At 66.3% G+C, this 23,141-nt stretch carries 19 protein-coding genes; 10 read left to right on the top strand and 9 right to left on the bottom strand.

All coding sequences use genetic code 11. The features are described 5' to 3' along the window. Positions 1-15: 15 nt before the first annotated feature. From purM to QMK22_RS13575, 3 genes are read right to left on the bottom strand one after another with little or no spacing between them, the layout of a single operon-like run. Complete coding sequence (purM, locus tag QMK22_RS13585) at positions 16-1,137, bottom strand: phosphoribosylformylglycinamidine cyclo-ligase (RefSeq protein ID WP_283498185.1); 1,122 nt, start codon at positions 1,135-1,137, stop codon at positions 16-18. Continuing rightward, positions 1,134-2,723, bottom strand: coding sequence for an amidophosphoribosyltransferase (gene purF / locus QMK22_RS13580; RefSeq protein ID WP_283498184.1), 1,590 nt, complete (start codon positions 2,721-2,723; stop codon positions 1,134-1,136). Before purF ends, purM begins: the two co-directional genes overlap by 4 nt. Before the next feature lie 12 nt (positions 2,724-2,735). Beyond that, positions 2,736-3,158 carry an MFS transporter gene (locus QMK22_RS13575; protein ID WP_283498183.1) on the bottom strand — a complete coding sequence of 141 codons (423 nt, stop codon included), beginning with the start codon at positions 3,156-3,158 and terminating at the stop codon, positions 2,736-2,738. Positions 3,159-3,196: 38 nt separating this feature from the next. Here QMK22_RS13575 and QMK22_RS13570 point away from each other — a divergent pair, with 38 nt between their 5' ends. Then, complete coding sequence (locus QMK22_RS13570) at positions 3,197-4,117, top strand: ribokinase (protein ID WP_283498182.1); 921 nt, start codon at positions 3,197-3,199, stop codon at positions 4,115-4,117. Between the two features lie 8 nt (positions 4,118-4,125). Here the strand turns inward: QMK22_RS13570 and QMK22_RS13565 are convergent, their stop codons facing one another. From QMK22_RS13565 to QMK22_RS13555, 3 genes are all read right to left on the bottom strand, one after another. Beyond that, complete coding sequence (locus QMK22_RS13565; RefSeq protein ID WP_283498181.1) at positions 4,126-8,739, bottom strand: metallophosphoesterase; 4,614 nt, start codon at positions 8,737-8,739, stop codon at positions 4,126-4,128. A gap of 200 nt (positions 8,740-8,939) precedes the next feature. Beyond that, positions 8,940-10,982: an HNH endonuclease signature motif containing protein gene (locus tag QMK22_RS13560; protein ID WP_283498180.1), complete on the bottom strand. Its 2,043-nt coding sequence runs from the start codon at positions 10,980-10,982 to the stop codon at positions 8,940-8,942. A gap of 241 nt (positions 10,983-11,223) precedes the next feature. Beyond that, entirely contained in the window at positions 11,224-11,607 is a 384-nt protein-coding gene (locus QMK22_RS13555; protein ID WP_283498179.1) for a sterol carrier family protein, read from the bottom strand. A gap of 52 nt (positions 11,608-11,659) precedes the next feature. On the opposite strand from QMK22_RS13555, the gene purD reads away from it, so the two are divergent. From purD to QMK22_RS13540, 3 genes are all read left to right on the top strand, one after another. Next, complete coding sequence (purD, locus tag QMK22_RS13550) at positions 11,660-12,925, top strand: phosphoribosylamine--glycine ligase (protein WP_283498178.1); 1,266 nt, start codon at positions 11,660-11,662, stop codon at positions 12,923-12,925. Positions 12,926-13,205: 280 nt separating this feature from the next. Beyond that, entirely contained in the window at positions 13,206-14,198 is a 993-nt protein-coding gene (locus QMK22_RS13545; RefSeq protein WP_502857703.1) for a phosphoribosylaminoimidazolesuccinocarboxamide synthase, read from the top strand. A gap of 146 nt (positions 14,199-14,344) precedes the next feature. Continuing rightward, on the top strand, positions 14,345-15,163 hold the full coding sequence (locus QMK22_RS13540) for a VOC family protein (protein WP_283498208.1): 819 nt from the start codon (positions 14,345-14,347) through the stop codon (positions 15,161-15,163). 3 nt (positions 15,164-15,166) lie between these two features. On the opposite strand, the gene QMK22_RS13535 is transcribed toward QMK22_RS13540, so the two are convergent. Beyond that, the gene (locus QMK22_RS13535) at positions 15,167-15,886 is read right to left on the bottom strand and encodes a TetR/AcrR family transcriptional regulator (RefSeq protein WP_283498176.1); all 720 of its coding nucleotides are present in this window, start codon (positions 15,884-15,886) and stop codon (positions 15,167-15,169) included. A gap of 97 nt (positions 15,887-15,983) precedes the next feature. Between QMK22_RS13535 and kynA the strand changes: the two genes are divergently transcribed. The 5 genes from kynA (at position 15,984) to purQ (ending at position 20,167) form a co-directional block, all read left to right on the top strand. Beyond that, complete coding sequence (kynA, locus tag QMK22_RS13530; RefSeq protein ID WP_283498175.1) at positions 15,984-16,838, top strand: tryptophan 2,3-dioxygenase; 855 nt, start codon at positions 15,984-15,986, stop codon at positions 16,836-16,838. Then, positions 16,835-17,755: an amidohydrolase family protein gene (locus QMK22_RS13525; protein WP_283498174.1), complete on the top strand. Its 921-nt coding sequence runs from the start codon at positions 16,835-16,837 to the stop codon at positions 17,753-17,755. The genes kynA and QMK22_RS13525 overlap by 4 nt, the downstream gene beginning before the upstream one ends. 89 nt (positions 17,756-17,844) lie before the next feature. Beyond that, positions 17,845-19,131 (top strand): kynureninase, encoded by a 1,287-nt coding sequence (locus QMK22_RS13520; protein WP_283498207.1) that lies wholly within the window; start codon positions 17,845-17,847, stop codon positions 19,129-19,131. Positions 19,132-19,184: 53 nt separating this feature from the next. Continuing rightward, complete coding sequence (locus QMK22_RS13515; RefSeq protein ID WP_283498173.1) at positions 19,185-19,469, top strand: phosphoribosylformylglycinamidine synthase subunit PurS; 285 nt, start codon at positions 19,185-19,187, stop codon at positions 19,467-19,469. After that, on the top strand, positions 19,469-20,167 hold the full coding sequence (gene purQ / locus QMK22_RS13510) for a phosphoribosylformylglycinamidine synthase subunit PurQ (RefSeq protein ID WP_283498172.1): 699 nt from the start codon (positions 19,469-19,471) through the stop codon (positions 20,165-20,167). Before QMK22_RS13515 ends, purQ begins: the two co-directional genes overlap by 1 nt. Positions 20,168-20,225: 58 nt before the next feature. Here purQ and QMK22_RS13505 read toward each other — a convergent pair whose 3' ends face one another. Both QMK22_RS13505 and QMK22_RS13500 read right to left on the bottom strand, forming a co-directional pair. Beyond that, entirely contained in the window at positions 20,226-21,890 is a 1,665-nt protein-coding gene (locus QMK22_RS13505; protein ID WP_283498171.1) for an MDR family MFS transporter, read from the bottom strand. Continuing rightward, positions 21,887-22,531, bottom strand: a complete 645-nt coding sequence (locus tag QMK22_RS13500) for a TetR/AcrR family transcriptional regulator (protein ID WP_283498170.1) — start codon at positions 22,529-22,531, stop codon at positions 21,887-21,889. The genes QMK22_RS13505 and QMK22_RS13500 overlap by 4 nt, the downstream gene beginning before the upstream one ends. A gap of 143 nt (positions 22,532-22,674) precedes the next feature. Here QMK22_RS13500 and QMK22_RS13495 point away from each other — a divergent pair, with 143 nt between their 5' ends. After that, positions 22,675-23,136, top strand: coding sequence for a DUF3817 domain-containing protein (locus QMK22_RS13495; RefSeq protein ID WP_283498169.1), 462 nt, complete (start codon positions 22,675-22,677; stop codon positions 23,134-23,136). The last annotated feature ends 5 nt before the right edge of the window (positions 23,137-23,141 follow it).

Below are 23,141 nucleotides of genomic sequence, written 5' to 3'. Positions count from 1 at the left end.
TTGGTGCAGGTTGGGCTAGTCGGCGTAGGCGCCGACCAGGCGCACTGCACCACCGTTGACGCCCTTTGCTCCCTGTTCGAACCCGGTCAGATCGTGCGCGGCACGCGACACGCGACCGGTGACCCAAGCCGGGATGCCGCTCGCAGCCAGTCGGGCAATGACCGATGATGCGGAGGCTGCGTCGACGACCGCGAACATTCCGATGCCGAGGTTCCAGGTTCCCTCCGCGCTTTCCAGCGTGGAACCGGCCATGTCGCCCAGCACGCGGAAGACCGGTGCGGGCGACCAGGTGGAACGGTCGACCTCAACCCAGGAGCCGACCGGCAGCACCCGAGCGAGGTTCGCGGCAATGCCGCCGCCGGTGACGTGGCTGAGCGAATGGATGGCGCCGGCCAGGTCCGGGTCGCCGAGCACGTCGAGCAACGGACCGGTGTACAGGCGGGTCGGCTCGAGCAGAACCTCGCCGACCATGCCGCCGAGTTCGGCTGAGGTATCGGTGTAGCCGATGCCCCGCTGCGCCAGAATGTGGCGCACGAGCGAATAGCCGTTGGAGTGCAGGCCGCTGGAGGCCATCGCAATGACAACGTCGCCGGCGATGACGTTGTCGGCGCCGAGCACCTGGTCGGCTTCCACCACGCCGGTGGCTGCCCCGGCCACGTCGTAGTCATCGGGGCCGAGCAGGCCGGGGTGTTCGGCGGTTTCACCGCCGACGAGGGCGGTTCCGGTCTCGGAACAGGCGCGGGCGATGCCGGCCACGATCGATGCGATGCGCTCCGGCACCACCTTGCCGCAGGCAATGTAGTCGGTCATGAACAGCGGACGGGCGCCGACCACGATGATGTCATCCACGACCATGCCGACCAGGTCTTGCCCGATGGTGTCGTGCTTGTCGATGGCCTGCGCGATGGCGACTTTCGTGCCGACGCCGTCCGTCGACGTGGCCAGCAGGGGCTGGCGAAACTTGGTGAGGAAGGACACGTCGAACAGTCCGGCGAACCCGCCGACACCGCCCCAGACCTCCGGGCCGTGCGTTTTCGACACGGCCGACTTCATGAGTTCAACCGCAAGGTCGCCGGCCCGGGTGTCGACTCCGGCGGCGGCGTACGATGCGTTGGACGTTGTGGGGGCGTTGCTCATTCTGGTCTTCCCGGGTCACCGAACGGTACCTGGCCCAGGCGGGCGAGGGCTTCTTCTTTGCGTGCGGCGGGTGCCAGCACGGCTTCCAGATCGGAATCCGGGCCGGGGTCGCACCCGTTGGATGCGGCCGGACGTTCCAACAGGTTCTTGCCGAGGTGCTGCGACTCCGGAAGCGGAATCGGGTAGATACCGGTGAAGCACGCGGTGCACAGGCGTTCGCGCGGCTGCTCGGTGGCTTCGATCATGCCGTCTTCGGAGAGGTAGCCGAGGCTGTCGGCACCGATCGACTGGCGAACCTCATCGATCTCCAGGCCGGTCGCCACGAGTTCGGCGCGGCTGGCGAAGTCGATGCCGTAGAAACACGGCCAGGTGATGGGCGGGCTCGAGATGCGCACATGCACCTCGGCAGCGCCGGCCTCGCGCAACATGCTCACGAGGGCGCGCTGGGTGTTGCCGCGCACGATCGAGTCATCAACCACGATCAGTCGCTTGCCCTTGATGACGTTTTTGAGTGGGTTCAATTTCAAACGGATGCCGCGCTGCCGGATGGTCTGCGACGGCGCGATGAAGGTGCGGCCGACATAGGAGTTCTTGACCAGACCCTGACCGAATGGAATGCCCGACGCCTGCGCGTAGCCGATGGCTGCTGGCGTACCGGATTCCGGGGTGGGGATGACGAGGTCGGCCTCGACCGGGTGCTCGGCGGCAAGCCGGCGCCCCATCTCAACCCGCGCCTCGTGCACGCCGCGACCAGCGATCGTGGTGTCGGGGCGGGCCAGGTAGACATACTCAAAGACGCAACCCTTAGGGTCGGCTGCCGCAAACCGCTGCGTGCGCAGCCCGTTCTCATCAATGGTGATGAGCTCGCCCGGTTCGACCTCGCGCACGAAGCTCGCACCGACGATGTCGAGAGCGGCGGTCTCGGAGGCGACCACCCAGCCGCGTTCGAGACGGCCGAGCACGAGCGGCCGCACACCCTGTGGGTCGCGGGCCGCATACAGTGTGGTTTCGTCCATGAAGACGAGGCAGTACGCACCGCGGAGGCGCGGCAGCACCTCAAGCGCGGTGGCTTCCAGGGTGTGGTCGAGGTCGCCGGTGAGCAGGGCGGTGACCACGGCGGTGTCGGTCGTGTTGCCGCGAGCGAGTTCGCCGTCAACCTGCGGGTAGCGCTCGTGCACCAGTTGCAGCAGCTCAGCCGTGTTGGTGAGGTTACCGTTGTGGCCGAGGGCCACGGTTCCACTCGCGGTACGACCGAGGGTCGGCTGGGCGTTCTGCCAGCTCGATGATCCGGTTGTGGAATACCGGGTGTGACCGACGGCAATGTGCCCGAGCAGTGTGCTCAGCGAGGCCTCGTTGAAGACCTGGGAGACCAGTCCCATGTCTTTGTAGATGAGGATTTTGCTGCCATCGCTCGTGGCGATACCGGCCGATTCCTGACCGCGGTGTTGCAGGGCATAGAGACCGAAGTAGCTGAGCTTTGCCACTTCTTCTCCGGGAGCCCAGACGCCAAAAACGCCACAGGCATCCTGCGGGCCCTTCTCGCCTTGAAGGAGATCGTGATTTAACAGTCCGTCGCCACCGGGCAAGCCTCAGCCTCTTTACTTCTCGTTGAACGTGTGAAAATCATCGTTGGGGGTACCGGAGCCAGGCTCAGCGGCGCGTGGGTCATTCACACCCAGTCTATCGGCGACGGCCGTCTTGCGCGATCGACCGGTGATTTGGTCGATGACGAGGGCCACGACCGCGCCGAAACCGGCGCCGACGGCGATCCCGCCGAGCAGGAGAAAACCGAATATCTGCAGGCGACCGTACTCATCGTTGGCGGGGAACGCGAGCGTGAAGACGAAGGCCAGCAGCACCCCGAGTATCGCTCCGAGCAGCATGAAGTTGCGGTAGCGCGGGGCCCGATGCACGGTCACGGTCGCCGCTGCCTGCACGATCTCGCTGTTGGCATGGCTGCTGGTCTCGCCGGCGGCGACATTATCGGCGGACGGGTCCTGGGGTTGCTCGGTAGAACTCACCAGCCCATTGTTCCACGGGCAGATGCGAGACTGACTCTATGAACACGATTGCGGTACTCGGAAGCGCCAACATGGACCTCGTCGTACGTCAGGCGCGGCTGCCCTTGCCCGGCGAGACGATCTTCGGGCAGGGGTTCAGCACCGTTCCCGGTGGCAAGGGGCTGAACCAGGCGGTCGCTGCGGCCCGACTGGGAGCCGACGTGGCTTTTCTGGGAGCGGTGGGCGCTGATGCCTACGGCACCCAGCTGCGCGCGTTGCTGACGACCGAGGGCATCCGTTCGACCGAACTGGCCACAGCGGATGCCCCCACCGGCACCGCTCACATCGCCGTGGTGGACAGCGGCGAGAATTCGATCGTGGTGGTATCGGGTGCCAACGCCACCGTGACCGCACTGAGTGTGCAGCAGCGAGGCATCGTGGCCGACTCGGCCTTCTTGGTGATGCAGTGCGAGCTGCCCACCCGGGCGCTGGTCGATGGGATCGCCGTTGCACGGTCCGCCGGGGTCTTCACCGTGCTGACCCCGGCACCGGTCGTGCCGCTGCCGGCCGGTTTTCTCGCTTCGGTCGACCTCGTTGTGCCCAACCAGGGGGAGGCCGCCGAACTCACCGGGGAGAGCGACCCGGTGCGCGCGGCCGAGGTGCTCAGCGCCGGCGAGACCTGGGCCATTGTGACCCTGGGGTCGGAAGGAGCGGTCGTCGCGTTCAACGGTGAGGCCCTCGGTCTCGCGCCGGCCCGACCGGTGAACGCGGTCGACACCACCGCGGCCGGCGATACCTTCGTCGGGGCGCTCGTGGCACGACTAGCGGTGGATTTTGTGCGCGGAACGGCAGTGACCCCCGACCAGATGATCGAGGCCGTGCGCTATGCGACGGTCGCGTCGTCGGTCTCGGTGACTCGGTCAGGGGCGACGAGTTCGATGCCTACCCTCGCCGAGGTCGAAGCGATCCTCCGGCACTAATCTGGCGGTCAGGGGTGGGCGCGCACCACGCGGACCGCCACCACGATGGCCGTTGCGGCGGCGAGGGCGCCGAGCAGGATCAGCGCTAGGGTCCAGATGTTGAACGACACGGTATCGTCGACGGCACTGAGCTCATCCGTGCCGGCGGACTCGTCAGCGGATGCCGCGTTCGGCGCCGATTCGACGGCATCCGCTGCTGAGTCGGCACCCGCTGCGGCTGCTTCTGCGGCGAGGGCCGCGCTCGCTGCGTCAGCCAACGCCTGCGACTGCTGGCTCAATGCAAACGCCGCACGCGGTGCCGCCGCGGCCGATTCACCGGCCGGCGTGCCCGGTTCGATCGCGTCCTGCGAGGCCGTCGCGGACGCAACCGCCTCGGGAACGATCGAGGCGTTGACGGTCAGGGTGCGCACCTCCGAATAGGCCGTGGCACCGTAGGGGTCTTCGGAGTAGGCGAACCAGCCGTGCGTGCCGACGCCGGGGCTCCAGCTCGCCGTGACTACGGTGCCGCTCTCCACGGCGTCAAACGCGGCAATATCACTGCCGGTGAGCAGATCGACCGTGAAGGCATCCGTCGCTAGGGTCTTCTGCATCGACTTCATGCCGAACGCCGCGTATGGAACGGTGAATTCCTGGTGTTCCAGGTCGAGGGTGGGGTCGTCGGAGTCGTAGGCGTCGAGGTAGGGCGAGTAGGTGCGCACACTCATCTGCTCGGTGGCATTGTCGAAGTGCAGCAGCCGCAAGAAGGACTGACCGCCCTCGGGCAGACCCTGGTAGTCGAACAGCATCTGGTAGACCGAGCGGTCGGGGGTGCCGTCGTTGTTGTCGTCGAACTCATCAATGCGGGTGAACGCGTCGTGATAGTGCCCGGAGAAAACCATGGCCACGTTGGGGTTGGTCGCCACAACCTCGTCGTGAATTCGCTGCGGCACCGCACCGAGCCCGCCCGTGGTGAGCATGTACTCGTGCAGGTTCAGGATCGCTGTGCGCTCGGGGTACCGCGCGAGAACCTCGTTGAGCCAGGCGATGCCTTCGTCGCTCGGCGCCCAGCCGAGGTAGAGCATGATGAAGTCGATTCCGCCGGCCGTCACGAGATCATAGTGGCCGCGGTTGTCCTGGAAGCTGGCGCCGTACCAGGGGTTGCTGTCGTAGCGGTCGGCACCGAAATTAGCGCTGAACGCGGTGTAGTCGGCGTCTTTGTGGCCGACGTCGTGGTTGCCGGCCAGTACGCCGTAGGGCAGCTGGGCGTCATCGAGCATGCTGTAGGCCTCATTGGCGTTGGTCCACTGGTGCGCATCCTCCGAGTTATCGACGATGTCACCGGTGTGGAACAGGTACTGCAGGTTCACGGCCGAGCGCTGCGTGAGCAGGTAATCGTGAATATCGAGCTGACGCTGGTAGTAGGTGTCGTTGTAGTACTGGGTGTCGGTTTCGACGGCGAGCGTGAAGTCATAGTCCGAGCGCGGAGTGTCGTTCACGTTATTGACCGGCAGCGTGCTCGCCCGGTCCGAGAGGTCGACACCGGCGAAGCCCTCAGAATGTTGGATCAGCACGGTGATGATCTGGTTCGCCGCGTGATCAACCGCGGGCACCATGGCATCGAGGGTGAAGGCGGTGGCGCCCTCACCGATGGTTACGTGCCGGTCGAATTCCTCCCAGATTCCCGTCGTCACGTTCTGCACGTAGAGCAAGACCTTGGCGCCAGCGTTGGCGGTCCCATCCCAGCGCACGCGCGCGGTGAAATCGGCCCCGGCATCCGCCGGCACATCGACCTCGAACAGTTGGTACGGAAAGTCAGTGTCGGAGGTGATCGGCTCGGTCGTGCCGTCCAGTCGGGACATCGCCGTGATCTGCTCGCCGGTCAGCAACGTCTTGGCGGCACGATCGGCGCCGTCGGCGACCGCGGTGGTGCCGGAGTAGCCGTGCACGGTGCTGTCGGCAGCGGATGCGGTGAATCCTCTCCGAAAGGTCACGTCCAGCTGGTCACCGGTCGGGTCCGTCGCCCGAGCGCTGAGGTCGAGCGGGCCGTCGTCGAGCACGGCACCGTCGAGCGGGGTGATCAGCTCGTTGCCGGGCTCCTCGACCGGGGTGGAGAAGACGGTGCTGAGCTCCCCGACGTTGCCGATGCGATCCTGTGCGGTCAGCAACAGGATGTGCTCGCCGTCAGTGAGCTTGATCGACGAGGTCGCAAAGGGCAGTTCGATGGCGCGACCGTCGAGGGTCGCGACGAGCGTGTCGAAACCGGCACCGGCATCCGTCGCCGCACCGTCGATCATGAATTCGCCTTGGTAGAGCTGGCCGGCGACGGCTGATGTGGTCATGACCGGAGCCGTGTTGTCGACGTTCACCGTGCGGATCACCGTGTCGGGGCCGTTGCTCGCCCGCACCGAATGGGTTCCGTCGGAGACCATGGTGGTGTCCCAGAGGTGAGCGACGGCCTGGTAGGCGTCGCTGGGAATGGTGAAGCTCGCGTTGTAGAAGTCGAGTTTGCCGGCGCTGTCGCCCATGTTGAGCACGAGTGCCGGGTCGGTATAACCGTCGGGCTGGATGCTGCGGCCGTCGGGGAGGACCAGGCGGGGGTTGCGAATTTGAAAGTCGTCGTTGTTCTCGTTCGGGTTGATTTCCGGCGCCACCTTTGAGCCGGCCCAGACGCTGACGACGAGATCGTCGCCCTGCGTCAGGTAGGTCAGCGGCACCGGCGTGGCGAGGGTCTCCCACCCCTCCGGGATGCCGTCGTCGAAGATGCGGAGCACGTCGGAACCGACCAGCACACCGTTCTGAAAGAACGTGTTGACGGCGGTGACCTCAAAAACAAACTGCGGGGCGAACTCCAACTCGGGGTTCGTGGCGACGGTCTGTGCGTCGATGCTCAGGGAGAGGGGTGTCACTGGCGTTGAACCAGCACTGCTGTCGCCGGCGGCCGAGAGCAGTGCTGTGCCGGACACGAACTGGCCCTCGGTGAGGTTCAGCCGCACCGGCGAATTGTCGATGCCGGTCAGGTCGACGCGCACAATCGCGGTTCTGGCCTCGGTGCTGCCGTCACCGGCAGTGAAGTAGTACTCGTACCAGCGTTTGCCGGTGAGGTCGACCCGCTGCAGGTCGTACCGGTAGCCGTCAGCGCCGTCAGTCGACAGGTTGAATGTCGTGAAGTCGGTGTCCATATTGCTCGCGAGATGCAAGCGAACGGTGCGCGCTTGGACGTCGTCTGTGACGGTCGCGGTGAGTGCGAAGTTCTGTGCGGGGTCGATCTGACCGAGGGTGTGATCGGCGATGACCGGCAGCGTCGTGTCGGCGGCGACCATCTTGAGATCGCCGGCGACTTGGGCCGAGAAAACTGCTCCGGGCGTGGCTGCGATATGGCCGAGGTTGAGCTGTCGACCAGGCATCGAACTGTCGTTGCCGTACTGGATGCCCTGGTTCGGGTCGACATCGTCGACGCCGGCGAGGTTGTAGTAGGCGGTGCTGACGCTGAAACCGGTGTTCGTCAGGATCTCGATTCCGCGCGCCGAGCCGTTGGCCATCCCGCCGGCAAAGACCTCGATCAGGTCGGTGCCGAGCGTGAGGTTCGACGCGAAGGCGGCGTTGAATTCGCCGGCTCCGAGGCTGTCATTTTGGCCGTTCTTGATCCAGAAAACGATCGTTCTGCCGGCGTTGACCACAACATCGGTGGGTGTGCTCGGCCAGCGCACGGTCGAACTGTTGGTGAGGTCGGCTAGGGGGTAGAGATAGTTGAGCGTGTAATCGCCGAAGTTGATCGGGGCGGCCGTGGCGTTGTACACCTCGATGAATTCGTAGCCGTCGGCCGACCCGACATTGGTGGTGTCCGGTGTGATCTCGGTGATCTGCAGTGGGGCGGTATCGGCATTGGAGGGCGCCGCGGTGGGTGTGGGCGTGGCGGTGGGCGTGGCGGTGGGTGTGGCGGTGGGTGTGGCGGTGGGTGCTACTCCCGGGTTGGGGTCACCCGGTGTGGGCGATCCGAGGGGCTGTACGAGTTGCTGTGACCGTGAGTCGCTCGTTGCGGGAGTGCCAAAGTGGGCGCTTTCGTCGCCCGAGACCGTGCCCGCAGGGTAGTAGGCCCAACTGATCGATTCAGAAGTTCCGTCGGTGATGCGTACCCCTCGACCACCGCTGTTGGCCATACCCGCTTGCCCGGTGACACGAACGACCGGATACGCGTCGCTGGATCCCGTTTCGGTGGCGAAGTGCGCGCGGAATTCCTCCGTGGTAAAGGCCTGGGTATCCACAGTGGAGGTGGTGTAATCGAGCCAGAACACCGTTGTTTTCCCAGCTGCAATGGCCGTGCCGACCGGAACGACGAAGGGAGCATCTCTGGTGCGGTCGTCTGAGTCGGCATAAATGTAGAACAGCCCGATTTTGGCCTGGTCGAGGTCGATGTCCAGCTGTGTCGTATTGGTGACCTCGAAGAATTCAAAGTTGTCGTATCCGGCGTTGTCCGGTGCGATCTCGGTGACCAGGAGCGGAGGAATCGGGTCGCCGGTCGCCGCGACCGCAGCCGCAGCCGCAGCCGCCGTAGTCGGCATGACGGCGCCCGCTCCACCCCCGATCAGCAGCACCAAGCCGAGGGCGGTCAGTGACGAACGGAAGGGGCGAGCGAAAATGCGCACAGGACAGGCCTTTGTTTCACGGGCGGAGACTCACAAGCTAGGCGTGTCACCGGTCTGGTCTGTGACCTCCCGGTGAACAGACGGGGGCGTCGCTCACCCCACTTCGGGGCAGCATCCCGAGGGACTTGAGCTCCACGACTTCGCCGGTGGAGTCGGGATGTCGCATGGCTGCGTTGGCCTGGTGCGGTGCGACGAGGGTGCTATTTCTCCCAGGTGGGTTTTTCGGTGGGGGTGGCGGCGCGGTTTTGGCCGGCGGGGCGCCAGGTTTGGGTGGGGTCGAACAGGAGCGGGCCGCGGATCCAGGGGCGGCCGTCTCGCATGTCGATGTCCCAGCCGGAGGTGTCGATGCTGCTGTGGGCGGCGTTGCAGAGGAGGACGGCGTTGTCGATGTTGGTCAGACCGCCCTCGCGCCAGGGTCTGACGTGGTGGGCCTGGGTTTGGTGGGGTGGCACGGTGCAGCCGGGGATGATGCAGCCGCCGTCGCGGGCGGCGAGGGCTCGGCGTTGTTGGGCGGTGAAGAACCGGTTGCTGGTGCCGAGGTGGAGGATCTGACCCTGCTGGCCGAACAGTACGGGTTGGTAGCCGCCGGCGCAGAGGAGTTCGTCGACTTGTGTGGTGGTGAGGGGGCCGTCGATACCGTCGATCCAGCCGGCGCCGCGGCCGGTGAGGAGGTCGTTGATGTTGATGTGCACGAGCACGGTCGGGGCGGCGCCGCCCATGGTGGGGGTGTCGGGTTGTCGGGCTGCGGCTTCGAACACCGCGCAGAGGATGCCGGCTCGTTTCTCGCTGATCGAGCGGGAATCGCCCGGTTCCTGCGGGCACGGACCCGCCCGCCCGGACTGCCCGCCCGGTTCGGCTTGCTCGGCCTGCTCGCCCTGCCCGGCCTGCTCGCCCTGCCCGGCCTGCTCGCCCTGCCCGGCCTGCTCGCCCTGCCCGGCCTGCTCGGCCTGCTCGGCCTGCCTGCTCTCCTCGGCCTGTTCGCTTTGGTCCTGCTCGGTCGGTTCGCCCTGTTCGGCCTGTTCGGCCTGCTCGGCCCGTTCGCCCTGTTCGCCCTGCTCGCCCTGCTCGCCCTGTTCGCCTTGTTCGATCGGCTCGACCCGCTCGTTGTCGGTGGGTTCCGTTTCACGGAATGCGACCGTGGCGCGTGGGGTGGTGCGTGGGGTGTCTCGTGGGGTGTCTCGTGGGGTGGTGCCTGGGGTGGCGCGTGGGGTGGCGCCGCGGACGGGGTGGGCGGCGGCGGCGGAGAGGTACGCGTCGAAGACGTTGCCGATGATGGCGCGGTCCAGGGTGGTGAACCAGCCGTTGAGGCTGTAGCCGCCGTTGCTCAGGGCGCCGAAGGTGAGCCAGCTGCGCCGTTCCGGCGGGGTGTCACCGGGCGCGGTGCCGTCGGGCGCGGTGCCGTCGGGCGCGAGTCGTGCCTTCCACTGGATGCCCTGCTGCCGCAGCAACTCGGGGGCGAACGCGATGCCGGCGCCGGGGAGCCCCTCGGTTTCGGGGGTGATCGCGCCGGAACCGCTTGCGACGAGGGAGCGTTCGACCCGGTCGAGGTCCTCGACCACGACTTCAGAGCGGAGGCCGTCGAGCACCTGCACGATCACTCGGGCCTGCTCCACGCCGAGCGTTCCGCCCTGCAACGCTTCGCCGAGGACGGGGTAGGTAGGCGCGAGGGGCCGGCCGAGGAGCATCCGCTGACCGGTTTTCTGACCGAGCGCGGCGCGCTGGCGCACCTCGCTGCGGGACAGCCGGGCGAGGGTGCAGACCAGGTCAACCCCGCTGCGACAGCCCAGCCGACGAGCCAGCGTCGGCGCCCCCAGCGTCGGCGCCCCCAGCGTCGGTGCCCCCAGCCCCGCCGCGCTCAGCCCCGACGCGATCGCCGTGCCCGTGGCCGCCGGCGCGCTGTCCGGCGTCACGGACGCCGCACCAGTACTGCCCGCACCAGCACTGCCCGCAGCAGCGGCAGAAACAGCGGTAGAAGCGCCAACCTGGGCAGCAGCAGCATCGAAATATTCGGACCGACGCAACACATCCGTCGTGGAGAGCACCCGTGCTCCGTCGATGACCCGACCCACGCTCTCCAGTGCGAGGAGCATGGTGAGGGATTCTTCGTCGCCGAGCAACCCAAACGACACCCCACCCAACGCTTCAAGGAGAATTCCCCGCGCCTGCTCCACCGCCAGAATAACGGGGTTCACGCTGGTCTCGCCGGGGCTTTCCATGAACATGGGCGTCAGTGCCTCCTTCACCCCAATTCTACCGCAAATCGAACATAAAAGCGAGGAAAGCTCAACGAGATTCGAGGCAGCGAATACGGCCGACAATGCCCAAGCGCGTCATCGTTGGTGTTACGTCCGCAAGGCAGTGCGAAGGCTCCACCTGTGACTCACCGGCCGCAACGGGGTGAAACTAGCCGTGTCGCGTCGAATTATTGAACGGTTTTTCATCACGAACTTGTCTCGGGCTCAAACCTCCGCCGAACGTTGAAACTCAACCAGCAGGGAGGGTCAATACCGGCACGTGGCCGGTCAGGTCGGCGCGGGCTCCGGAGGCGTGGATGGCACCGCTGGCCAGGCCTTCCGGCCAGGCCAGGCTGCCGGTGGCCAAGGCGAGCCAGGTGGCGGCATCCGTTTCAATCACGTTGGGCGGCGTGCCGCGGGTGTGACGCGGGCCGGCCACGCACTGCACGGCACCGAATGGGGGCACGCGCACCTCGAGGGTGTTGCCCTCAGCCTGTTCGGCCAGTAGCTGCAGGGTGTAACGCACGGCCTGTGCACGACTGGAACGGCTCGCGCTGGTTCCATCGGCGAGCGCGTCGAGAGCCGCCCGCACGGCTGCACGGCCGGCTCCGTCGTCAATCCTCGCTCGTGCCATCGGTCTAGTCTGCCGGATCAGGCGGGCCTGAGGCATCGGGTAGCCTGAAACGGTGAAAATTCTGGTCCTTGGTTCCGGTGCCCGCGAGCACGCCATCATCACCGCGTTGCTTCGTGAGGAGCCGCGCCCGAACGTCGAGTGCGCTCCCGGCAACGCCGGTATCGCTGCCGAGGTTGGGGTCGTAGCGCTCGATCCGAACGACCCGGTGGCCGTGACCGACTATGCCGTATTACACGGCGTTGAGCTCGTCGTGATCGGTCCGGAGGCACCGCTTGTGGCCGGCGTCGCTGACGCCCTGCGCGCCCGCAGCGTGCCGGTGTTCGGGCCCGACCGGGCCGCCGCCGCGCTCGAGGGCAGCAAAACCTTTGCCAAACGCATTATGGATGAGGCCGGGGTTCCCACTGGTCGGGCCGTGCGCGCCGGCACCCTCGCCGAAGCAGAAACCGCTCTCGACGAGTTCGGTTCCCCCTATGTGGTCAAGGCGGACGGCTTGGCCGCCGGCAAGGGCGTGCTTGTGACCGAGGATCGCGCCGCCGCCGTCGCCCACGCCACGTTCTGGCTGGAACACGGCAGCGTGCTGATCGAAGAATTTCTCGACGGTCAGGAAATTTCGCTCTTTCTGCTCAGCGACGGCGAGAATGTGCTGCCGCTCTCACCCGCCCAGGACTACAAGCGCGCCCTCGACAACGACGCCGGCCCCAACACCGGCGGCATGGGCGCGTACTCGCCGCTGCCCTGGCTCGACGACTCGTGGGGCAGCGAGAACGCATTCGTCGACGAGATCATCGAGACGGTCGCGCTGCCGACCGTGCGCCGGCTGGCCACCGAGGGCACCCCATTTGTCGGCCTCCTCTATTGCGGGCTCATTCTGACGGATGCCGGAATTCGCGTCATCGAATTCAACGCGCGCTTCGGCGACCCCGAGACGCAGGTCGTGCTGCCGCGCCTGGTCACACCGCTGTCCGGCCTGCTGCTCGCCGCCGCGACCGGTCTGCTCGGCGGGCTGCCGCGGCCGGAGTTCTCCACCGATGTGGCCGTGACGGTCGTGCTGGCAAGCGAGAACTACCCGGACACCCCGATCATCGGCCGGGAGATCACGGGTCTCGACGCTGCCCTGGCCGTTGACGGCGTGACGATCGCCCACGCGGCTACCCGGATCGTGGATGGCACACTCGTGTCGACCGGCGGTCGGGTTCTGAGCGTCGTCGCCGTGGGTGACTCGTTCGCCAAGGCCCGGGCCCGGGCCTACGAGGCCCTCACCATGGTCGGCCTCGACGGTGGCCATTTTCGTACCGATATCGCTGCCCGCGTCGCCTGACTCCTCCCGGCCCATCTGGCTGGCCTTCCCGCAGCCCCGGCCGGCAACCCCGTCCCACAGCCCTATCCCACAGCCCCGTCCCACTGCCCCGTCTGGCTGCCCCGTCTGGCTGCCCCGTCTGGCTGCCCTCCCCCGCAGCCCGTCCCACCGCCCGCGCGCGTAACTCCTGCAATTTGCTGACCGGCGCCAGAACTTCCCCGTGAATTCGCGGGTGCGACGGGGCCGACGGATTTTTAGCAGGAGTTATGCGCGATGAAGACGCGATGAAGATGCTGCGAAGATGCGGGAGAATGAACGGGTGAGCCATTTTGAAGACGAATCCCCCGCATCCGCTGCCGCCGCGCTTGACGGGTGGACTCTCGTCTATTCGGGCAAGGTGCGCGATCTCTATGTCGAATCCGGCGGTGTCGAATCCGGCGGTATCACAGCAGCGGATGCCGTTCCCTCGCTCGCCAGCGCGCGACGCGTACTCGTCGTCGCCAGCGATCGGGTGAGCGCGTTCGACCACGTGCTCGAGCCGGGAATCCCCGGCAAGGGCGAGTTGCTCACCACCCTGAGCCTGTGGTGGTTCGACCGCTTGACCAACATTCCCAATCACCTCGTGGCCGACCACGAACTCGTCGACAACACCGTGCGCGGTCTGGTTCCCGCCGAGGTCGCCGGGCGTGCCATGCTCTGCCGCACCCTCGACATGTACCCGATCGAGTGCGTCGTGCGCGGCTACCTCACCGGAAGCGGCTGGAAGGAATACCTCGAGTCCCAGTCGGTGTGCGGCATTGCACTGCCGGCGGGCCTGCAGAACGGTGACCGGCTGCCCGAGCCCATTTACACCCCGGCCTGGAAAGCACCGATGGGCCAGCACGACGAGAACATCTCGTTCGAGCGCACGGTCGAACTGGTCGGACCGGACGTTGCCGCCGAGCTGCGCGATCTCTCCCTCGCCCTGTTCCAGACCGCGGGAGCGATCGCCGAGAAGGCCGGCGTCATTTTGGCCGACACCAAGTTTGAGTTCGGCGCCGACCGGAACACCGGCGTGACCGTACTCGCCGACGAGGTACTCACGAGCGACTCCAGCCGCTACTGGGATGCCGACGCCTGGCACACCGGCACCACCCCCGAGACCCGCATGGCGAGCTTCGACAAGCAGATCGTGCGCAACTGGCTCTCCGCCCACTGGGACGGCGTCGGCACGCCGCCCGAGTTGCCGACCGAGATCGTCGAACAGACCGCGGCCCGGTATCGCGAACTGCTCGAGCGCCTGTCCCGCGCTTGACCCACTCTTGACCCGCGCCTGAGGTACACAGCACGGCACGAACGGGGGGAGCGGATGCCCACCTCGCGCGGAATAGCCGGGGCGATAGCCGTGTTCTGCTCACTGTGACACTAACCGCGAAAGACCTGCTGGCTGCCGATACCGGGATGGGTGCGGTGACCCTGCGCGTGGGCAATCTCGACGCCATGACCGCCTACTACCGCGACGTTGTGACGCTGGAGCTGCTCAGCCAGGACGGACCGGTCGCCGTGCTCGGTCGCGGTCAGACCCCGCTGGTGATTCTGCAGCACGCCCCCGAGCTCGCTGCCGCCGAGCCGCGCTCGGCGGGGTTATTCCACACCGCAATCCTGTTCGACACCCAGGCCGATCTCGCCGCGGCCGTGTATTCCATCGGCACGAAGTCCCCTGGAACATTCACCGGTAGCGCAGACCACCTGGTCAGCCAGGCTTTCTACTTCACCGACCCCGAGGGCAACGGCATCGAGCTGTACTGGGACCGTGATCGCACCCTGTGGAGCTGGACCCACGGCCAGGTCGAAATGGCCACGCTCTACCTCGACCCGAATACATTCATCTCGGAGCATCTGTCGGCCGAGCCCAGTGCGGGCCACGCGGTCGTCGGCCACGTGCACCTCTCGGTGGGCGATGTCGCGAGCGCGCGCGAGTTCTACGTGAACCGGCTCGGTTTCGAAGCGACCGCGAGCCTCGGCTCCTCGGCCCTGTTCGTCTCAGCCGGCGGTTACCACCACCACATGGCGATGAATACCTGGCAGAGCTCGGGCAGCGGCAAGCGCCGCCTGGCGCTGGGGCTCGGCGAGGTCAGCATCGTTGTGCCCAACACCGACGACCTCGGCGCCCTCAACGAACGGATGACGCACTTCAACGTCGACACCCGTCACGACGGTCAGACCCTCGCCTTTGACGACCCGTGGGCCAACCGCATTCTGGTACGCGCCCAGGCGTAACGCTCAACGGGCGGCGCGAGCCGCCCGCCGAGTCAGTCCGTGCACGGTGGCCTGGTAGTCCTTCACGTTGAGCGGACGGCCGGGCAGCTTGGATCGCGGTATGTCAGCGGCGCGCAGGCCGTCGAGCACGATGGAGAGCTGCCGCCGCCACTGACCGGCATAGGGAGCACCGAGACCGCCGAGCGACCCGACCATGGTGACGAGAACGGCGAGGTCGACCGCGTCGACGTCGCGGCGCAGCGTGCCGTCTTTCTTCGCCCGAGCCACGAGGCTCGCGATGAAACCGTCGAATTCGGCCGCCAGCCGGGCCGAGGGATCAAGATAGGCCATGCGCCGCAGGATGGGCGGCAGGGAGGGATCAGCGACGAGCCATTCGGCGACCCGTTCGGTGTAGATGACGAGCGATTCCCACGGGGTCGGCGCAGCCTCGATCTCGCTGCGCACAGCGTGCAGTTCAGCGAGGGCGAGCTCGTAGAGCGCACGCACCAGATCATCCCTGGTCGGAAAATTTCGGTACAGCGTGGCGACGCCGACCTCAGCCTGGCGCGCGATCTCTTCGAGCGAGGCCTCGACACCGTTCTGCGCGATGAGAACCCGCGCCGAGACAATGAGACGGTCACGATTTTGCCGGGCATCACGGCGGCGGGGTGGCAGTGCGGCGGGGCGCTCGGGCGCAGACGGTGCCGGCACGCCATCCTGAGGCTTTCGGGTCGGCGAGGTCATGCGCTCCAGTGTAGAACTCTGAACTGAACGCTTCACTCCCGGTGTTGCGCCCACGGCCGCAACCTGCGCACAATTTGATCAAGCCGAACGGAACCCGATGACCCTCAAGAACAACACCCGTGAGTTCGACCCCGAGATCGTCACCGATTTTCGAGAGAAGATGAGCTACGGCTCCTACCTTGACCTGCCGACGCTGCTCGACGCGCAGCATCCGGTCAGCGTTCCCGAACACCACGATGAACTGCTCTTCATCATCCAGCACCAGACCACCGAGCTCTGGCTCAAACTCATGCTGCACGAACTGCAAGCGGCGAGCCAGGCGTTGCGCGAGAACCAGCTCGCGCCCGCGCTCAAGGGCATCGCCCGGGTCAAGCACATCCAGCGCACCCTCACCGAGCAGTGGTCGGTGCTGGCGACCCTCACCCCCACCGAATACGCGCAGTTTCGCCAGTTTCTCGGCAATTCGAGCGGTTTTCAGTCGTACCAGTACCGTGCGGTCGAATTCGCGCTCGGCAATAAGAACCGGCGCATGCTGACGGTTTTCGAAGCGGATGCCCCGGCGCACGATCTCCTGACCGCCACCCTCGAAGCGCCCAGCCTCTACGACGAGTTTCTGCGCTACCTGCATCGGGCCGGTTTCTTGATCCCCACCGACGTGCTCGAGCGCGATGTCACCGAGGCGTGGACGTTCCGCCCCGACCTCGTGCAGACCTTTCGCGAGATCTATGAGAACGCCACCGAGCACTGGGCCGCGTATGAGGCCTGCGAAGAACTCGTCGACCTCGAAGACAACTTTCAGCTCTGGCGTTTTCGCCACCTCAAGACCGTTCAGCGCATTATCGGCATGAAGCACGGCACGGGAGGGTCGAGCGGTGCGGCCTTTTTGCAGAAGGCCCTCGAACTCACCTTCTTTCCCGAACTGTTCGCGGTGCGCACGGAGATCGGCGCGTGAGCGAACACTCCGATCGGGCAACCGTGCTGCCGGGCTTTCTCGATGCGCACGTGCACCTCGCCCTGATCGACCCGACCCGCCTGCGCGGCGGCGGAATCGCCCGGGTGCTCGACCTCGGCGGCTGGCGGCCCGACGGCCTCCCGGCGGCCATGCCAGATCTGGCATATGCGAACCAGCTACTGACCGCGCCCGGCGGCTACCCGAGTCACGCCGACTGGGCCGAACCGGGCTGGAGTTGCGAGGTCGTCACGGGTACTGATGCCGCGGGGCTGGACGCTCATGCGGCGGTCGACCTGCAGGCTGCAGCCGGGGCATCCATTGTGAAGATCACCCTGAACTCGGTGGCGGGACCGGTGCTCGGCGCTGAAGCGCTGCGAGCAATCGTCGCGCGGGCGCACGAACACTCGCTGCCGGTCGTGGCCCACGCCGAGGGCGCCGGGCAGGCCGGCCATGCCTTCGAGGCCGGCGTCGATGCCTTCGCGCACACGCCGTTCTCGGAACGCCTCGCCGATGACCTGGTGAGCGCCATGGCTGTGGGCATGACCTGGATCAGTACCCTCGATATTCACGGCTGGGGCTCCCCCACCACGGCGTTCGAGATTGCCAGCGACAATCTGCGGCGGTTTCATGCCGCTGGTGGCCGGGTGCTGTACGGCACCGATCTGGGCAACGGGCCGCTGGCTCTCGGAGTCAATCGCCGCGAAATCGAGGCGCTGCTGGCTGTCGGGCTGACCCCGGACGATGTCTTGGCGGCGCTCTGCGCTCCCCGTCCGCTTGGCCTTACCCTGCCCGACGAGACCGTGACATGTCTCGTCGGCGAACAGCCTGAACACCCCGAGAGTTTTACCGACTGGCTCTGCACGGCTCGCGCCGTCACGCGCCCCCGCACCCGCCCCGAACTTGAGGTTCTTCCATGACACCCTCCCCCAATTTCAACGGCGCTGCCGGCGTTAACGGCACGAACGGCACGAACGGGCCCGATACTCACCTCACCTTCGCGCGCCGCATGGATCGCATCGACGGTCTGGCACACTACCGGGCCCGCTTTCTGGGTACCGACGCCGACGCCGACACGGCCAATCCGCGCTCCTACCTCGACGGCAACTCGCTCGGCCGACCGCTCCGGGCGAGCGCTGAACGCATCGCCGAGTTTCTCGAGCAGGACTGGGGCACCCGGCTCATTCGCGGCTGGGACGAACAGTGGATGGAGCTACCATTGCAGATCGGCGACGACCTCGGCCGGGTCGCCCTCGGCGCCGCAGCCGGGCAGGTCTTCGTGGGCGATTCCACCACCGTGCTGCTCTACAAACTGGCCCGTGCAGCCGTGGATTCTCGACCGCGGCGCACCGAAATCGTGCTCGACAACGATAACTTTCCCACTGACCGGTACGTTCTCGAGGGCATCGCGCGCGAGCGGGGCCTCACGTTGCGCTGGATCGATTCCGACCCCGAGGGCGGGGTCACCGCGCAGCAGGTGCGTGCGGTGGTCGGCCCGCAGACCTCGCTGGTCGTGCTGAGCCACGTGGCCTACCGCTCGGGTTATCTCGCCGATATGAAGGCCATCACCGACATCGCCCACGAGCACGACGCGCTCGTGCTCTGGGACCTGAGCCACTCTGTCGGCTCGATTGCCATCGAACTGGACCACTGCGACGCGGATCTCGCCGTCGGCTGCTCCTACAAATACTTGAGCGGCGGTCCGGGCGCCCCGGCGTTCGGTTATGTCAAAAACGACCTGCAGGATGTACTGACTCAACCGATTCAAGGCTGGATGGGCGCCCAGGCGATCTTCGAGATGGGTCCGGGGTATCTGCCGGCCACGGGCATCCGTCGCTTTATGAGCGGCACTCCTGCCGTGCTGGGCATGCTCGCCATGCAAGACACGATCGTAATGCTCGAGGAAGCCACGATCGAGTCGGTGCGGGCCAAGTCCGTGGCGCTGACCGAGTTCGCCATCACACTGGTCGATGAGTGGCTTGCTCCGATGGGCGTCACGGTGGCCTCGCCGCGGGAGCACACCCATCGCGGCGGCCACGTCACCATCAACCATCCGCTCATGCGTGAGGTGACAAAAATTCTCTGGGACAACGATGTGATTCCCGATTTTCGAGCACCATCCGGTTTGCGCCTCGGCCTCGCCCCGCTCAGCACCAGTTTCGTCGAGACCTTCGACGGCGTAGCCGCTGTGCGCGACGTCTTGCGCGGCATTTTGCTCGGGCGCAGCGGCATCACCGCGTCGGCATTACCGCGCAGCCCCGAGAATCGGGCCGGGCCGGTCGGGCACGGCATGTAGAATTGGAGAGATTTGCCACGACTATAAGCCCCAGACTGTATGCGGAGTGCCCTGTGCCAACGATCGTCGTCGAAGTAATGCCCAAGGCCGAGTTGCTTGACCCCCAGGGCAAGGCCGTTGCCGGCGCCCTCGGTCGCCTCGGTCAGACCCAGCCAGCGCTGTCGAACGTCACCGGTGTGCGCGTCGGTAAGCGCTTCGAAATTTCCATCGAGGGCGCCGCGGATGAGGCCACCCTCGCTGCCGTGCGCGAGCTCGCCGACACCGTGCTGTCCAACTCCGTGATCGAGGATGTCGTCGGCATCCACGTGCAGGACGCACCGTCGAGCGCGGTCGCCTGATGCGCATCGGCGTCGTCACTTTTCCCGGCTCGCTCGATGACCGTGACGCTGCGCGCGCGGTTCGCCTGGCCGGCGCCGACGCGGTAGCCCTCTGGCACGGCGACCACGACCTGCACGGCGTTGACGCGCTCGTGCTGCCCGGCGGGTTCAGCTACGGCGACTACCTGCGGGCCGGTGCCATCGCGAGCCTCTCGCCGATCATGACCGAGGTCATCGATGCGGCGAACAAGGGCATGCCCGTGCTGGGGATCTGCAACGGATTCCAGATGCTCACCGAGGCCCACCTGCTCGACGGCGGACTCATCCGCAACGAGCAGGGCCGTTTCATCTGCCGCGACCAGGGCCTGCGCATCGAGAACAACGCGAGTGACTGGACCACCGGCTTCGCCGCCGACGCCGAGATCGTCATTCCGCTCAAGAACGGCGAGGGCTCGTTCATGGCCTCGGACGAGACCCTCAAGAAGCTGGAGGGTGAGGGCCGCATCGTGGCCCGCTACATCCGCGGCAACCCCAACGGGTCATTGAACGACATCGCCGGTGTGACCAACGCCCGCGGCAACGTTGTCGGCCTCATGCCGCACCCCGAGCACGCCGTCGAGGCCGGTTTCGGCCCCGACACCGACGACGCCATGGCGAGCGGCATCGACGGCCTCACCTTCTTCACCTCGGTCATCGCCCGGGCGCTCGTCGCCCGCTAATCGTTGCCGGGAGCTCGCCGGGTGACCCCCGGCGATCTCCCGGCATCACGCCGTCGAGCTAACGCGGTCGGGGCGTTTTCACGTCGGCCACATCGACCGGGGCGGCCCCGTCAACCGGGTCGACCACGTCGATCTCGTGCGTCTCGAGGGTGACGAAGGTGCCACCATCCGTTTCGAGTGACTGCGGCAGAATGTCCTTCTCGATTGTCGTGGCGAGCGGCTTCTCGGTGACGAAGCAGAGCAGGATGGCCGCGACGATCACGAGCGGCACCATGTAGAGGAACACCGGGGTGAGCGCGTCGTTGTAGCCGCCGATGATGACCTCGCGCACGGCATCGGGCAGGTCGCGCACCATGCCAGGGGTGAACGAATTCGCCGCTCCCGCGCCGCCGGCGGGCATCCGCTCGGCCAGCAGCTCGGTCAGGCGGGCCGCGAACAGGCTACCGACCACGGCAGCTCCGAGGGAGGCACCGATCTGGCGGAAGTAGTTGTTCGAGGCGGTGGCCGTTCCGACCTGCGAGTTCGGGAAGGAGTTCTGCACGATCAGAATGAGGATCTGCATGCTCAAGCCGAGCCCGAGTCCCATGACCGCGAGATAGCTGCACAGGATCCAGATCGGCAAGGTCGGGGTCATGGTCGAGAGCAGCACCAGGGCGACGCCGACGATGATCGTACCGAGAATGGGCATCCACTTGTAGCGGCCGAATTTGCTGACCAGCCAGCCGGAACCGATCGAGCTGATGAGCAGGGCGGCCATCATTGGGATCATCAGGAATCCGGCCTCGGTGGCGTTCGCCCCGGTGACCATCTGCAGATAGGTGGGCAGATAAGCGAGGGCGCCGAACATCGCAATACCGGTGATCAGGCCGGCGATGGTCGTGAGGTTGAAGTTGCGGTCCTTGAACAGGTGCAGCGGCATGATCGGCTCGGCGGCGCGGCGCTCTACCAGAACGAAGGCCACCGCGGCGACCAGCGTTGCCGCGATCAGGGACAGGATCAGCAGGGAATCCCAGTCGTAGGTCGTTCCGCCCCAGGTTGACGTCAGAACGAGACCGGTTGAAGCCAGGGCCAGCAGGCCCATACCGGCCACATCGAGCTTCGGCTTGGCGTGGTCGACCCTGGGCAGGCGCAGGAAGAAGACAGCGGTCACGATGGCGAGGGCACCGAGGGGGATGTTCATCCAGAACGCCCAGCGCCAGCCGATGCCCTCGGTGAACCAGCCGCCGAGCAGCGGCCCCGCCACGGAGGACAGTGCAAACACGCCACCCATGATGCCCATGTATTTTCCGCGCTCACGCGCCGGCACGACGTCGGCGATGATCGCCTGCGAGAGAATCATGAGACCACCGCCGCCGAGGCCCTGCACGGCGCGTCCGATGATGAGCCAGGTCATGTCGGGGGCGAGTCCGCCGACGATGGAGCCCAGGATGAAAACGCTGATGGCGCCAATGAACAGGCCCTTACGGCCGATCAGGTCGCCGAGCTTGCCGTAGACCGGCAGCATGATGGTCGACGCGAGAATGTACGCGGTCGTGACCCAGAGCATGTGGTCGACACCGTCGAGCTCGCCGACGATCGTCGGCAGCGCGGTGCTGAAGATGGTCTGGTCGAGCGATGCGAGCAGCATGGTGACCATGAGCCCGGCGAAAACCAGCAGAATATGACGCTTACCGGGATTGGCGGTCGAGGCCGCAGCCTCGCGCGGAGTGAGTGTGGTGGTCATGAAAGTTTTTCTGATACCTCTCTGGCGAGCGAGATTGCCCGTGATTCAAGTTGGTCGGCCGCGTCGGTGGCGTCGGTCGGGTTCATTTCGGCCCACTCCCGCACGGCTACGCGCACCGCGCCGCCGCAGAGGGCGAGCACCAGATCGGCGGATGCCGCCTGATCTGCGGGTGAGTCGCTCGCGAACCGCGCGTCTTTCGCCACGAGGGCGGCGACCGCTTCGGTGACCGCGGCGGTCAGCTGGGTGAACTGGGCAAGTTGGGTGGTGAGCAGGTGTGGGTGTCGACGGAGAATCTCCAGCCGGTCCTCCCGCATCGTCGGTCGGGTCGAGGGCGGACCCATAACCGTGAGCAGCAGGTGAACGACGGAGTCGAGCAGCCCGCGCTCGGTCATCTGGGCGCACTGCTCAGCAAGCTCGGTCGCATCGACCTCGACCTGACGCAGGCCGAGAATGGCGGCATCCTTGCTCTCGAAGTAGTTGAAGAAGGTGCGTGGCGACACATCGGCGAGCTCGCTGATGGCGTCGACCGTGGTGTGTTCGAGTCCACCCTGCAGCACGAGAGTCACCGCGGCGTCTTCGAGCCGCCGGCGTGTTTCGAGGCGTTTGCGGTCACGCAGCCCCAGATTTGAGTCGATTATCACGAGTGCAATTCTTGCGCACAGTGCGTTTTTGCGCAACTGCAACTTTACACAACTGCAATTTCTTCGGCGGGCTCCCAGCTTCGCTGCGTGCGGTCTGGAAGACTGGGGCTTACCGCCACCCGCCGAACTTTTGGAGTGCCCTCGTGTCCCCCCGCTTGTTGTACCGCTCTGTGTCCATCGCCGAGGCGATCACCTGGTCGCTGCTGATCATCGGCATGCTTCTGAAATACGTCGTGCAGGCCGGCGAGTGGGGCGTGCAGATCGGCGGTTTCCTGCACGGTCTCGTCTTTCTCGCCTACGGAATGACGGCCGTGCTCCTGGCCGTAAACCAACATTGGGGGCCCCGGCTCACCGCCCTCGCGGTGATCACGGCCATCGTTCCCTTCGGGACTCTCCCCCTCGACCGTGCGCTCGAAAAGCGCGGACTGTTGGACGGTGAATGGCGCCGCACTCGCACGGCTGACCCGCGCGATGACACCCGGATCAGCGCCCTGCTGCGCTGGATGTTGGCCCGCCCGGTGCTGCTTGCCAGCATTATGGCCATCGCCCTGGTCTCGATCATGGCCACCCTGCTCACACTCGGCCCGCCCGGCGGCTCCAGCTAGGCCGG

Origin of the sequence: Cryobacterium sp. PH29-G1 (assembly GCF_030063365.1) — a bacterium.
Classification (GTDB): domain Bacteria; phylum Actinomycetota; class Actinomycetes; order Actinomycetales; family Microbacteriaceae; genus Cryobacterium.
Note: the sequence above shows the minus strand (reverse complement) of the source record. Positions and strands in the feature narration are given on the sequence as shown.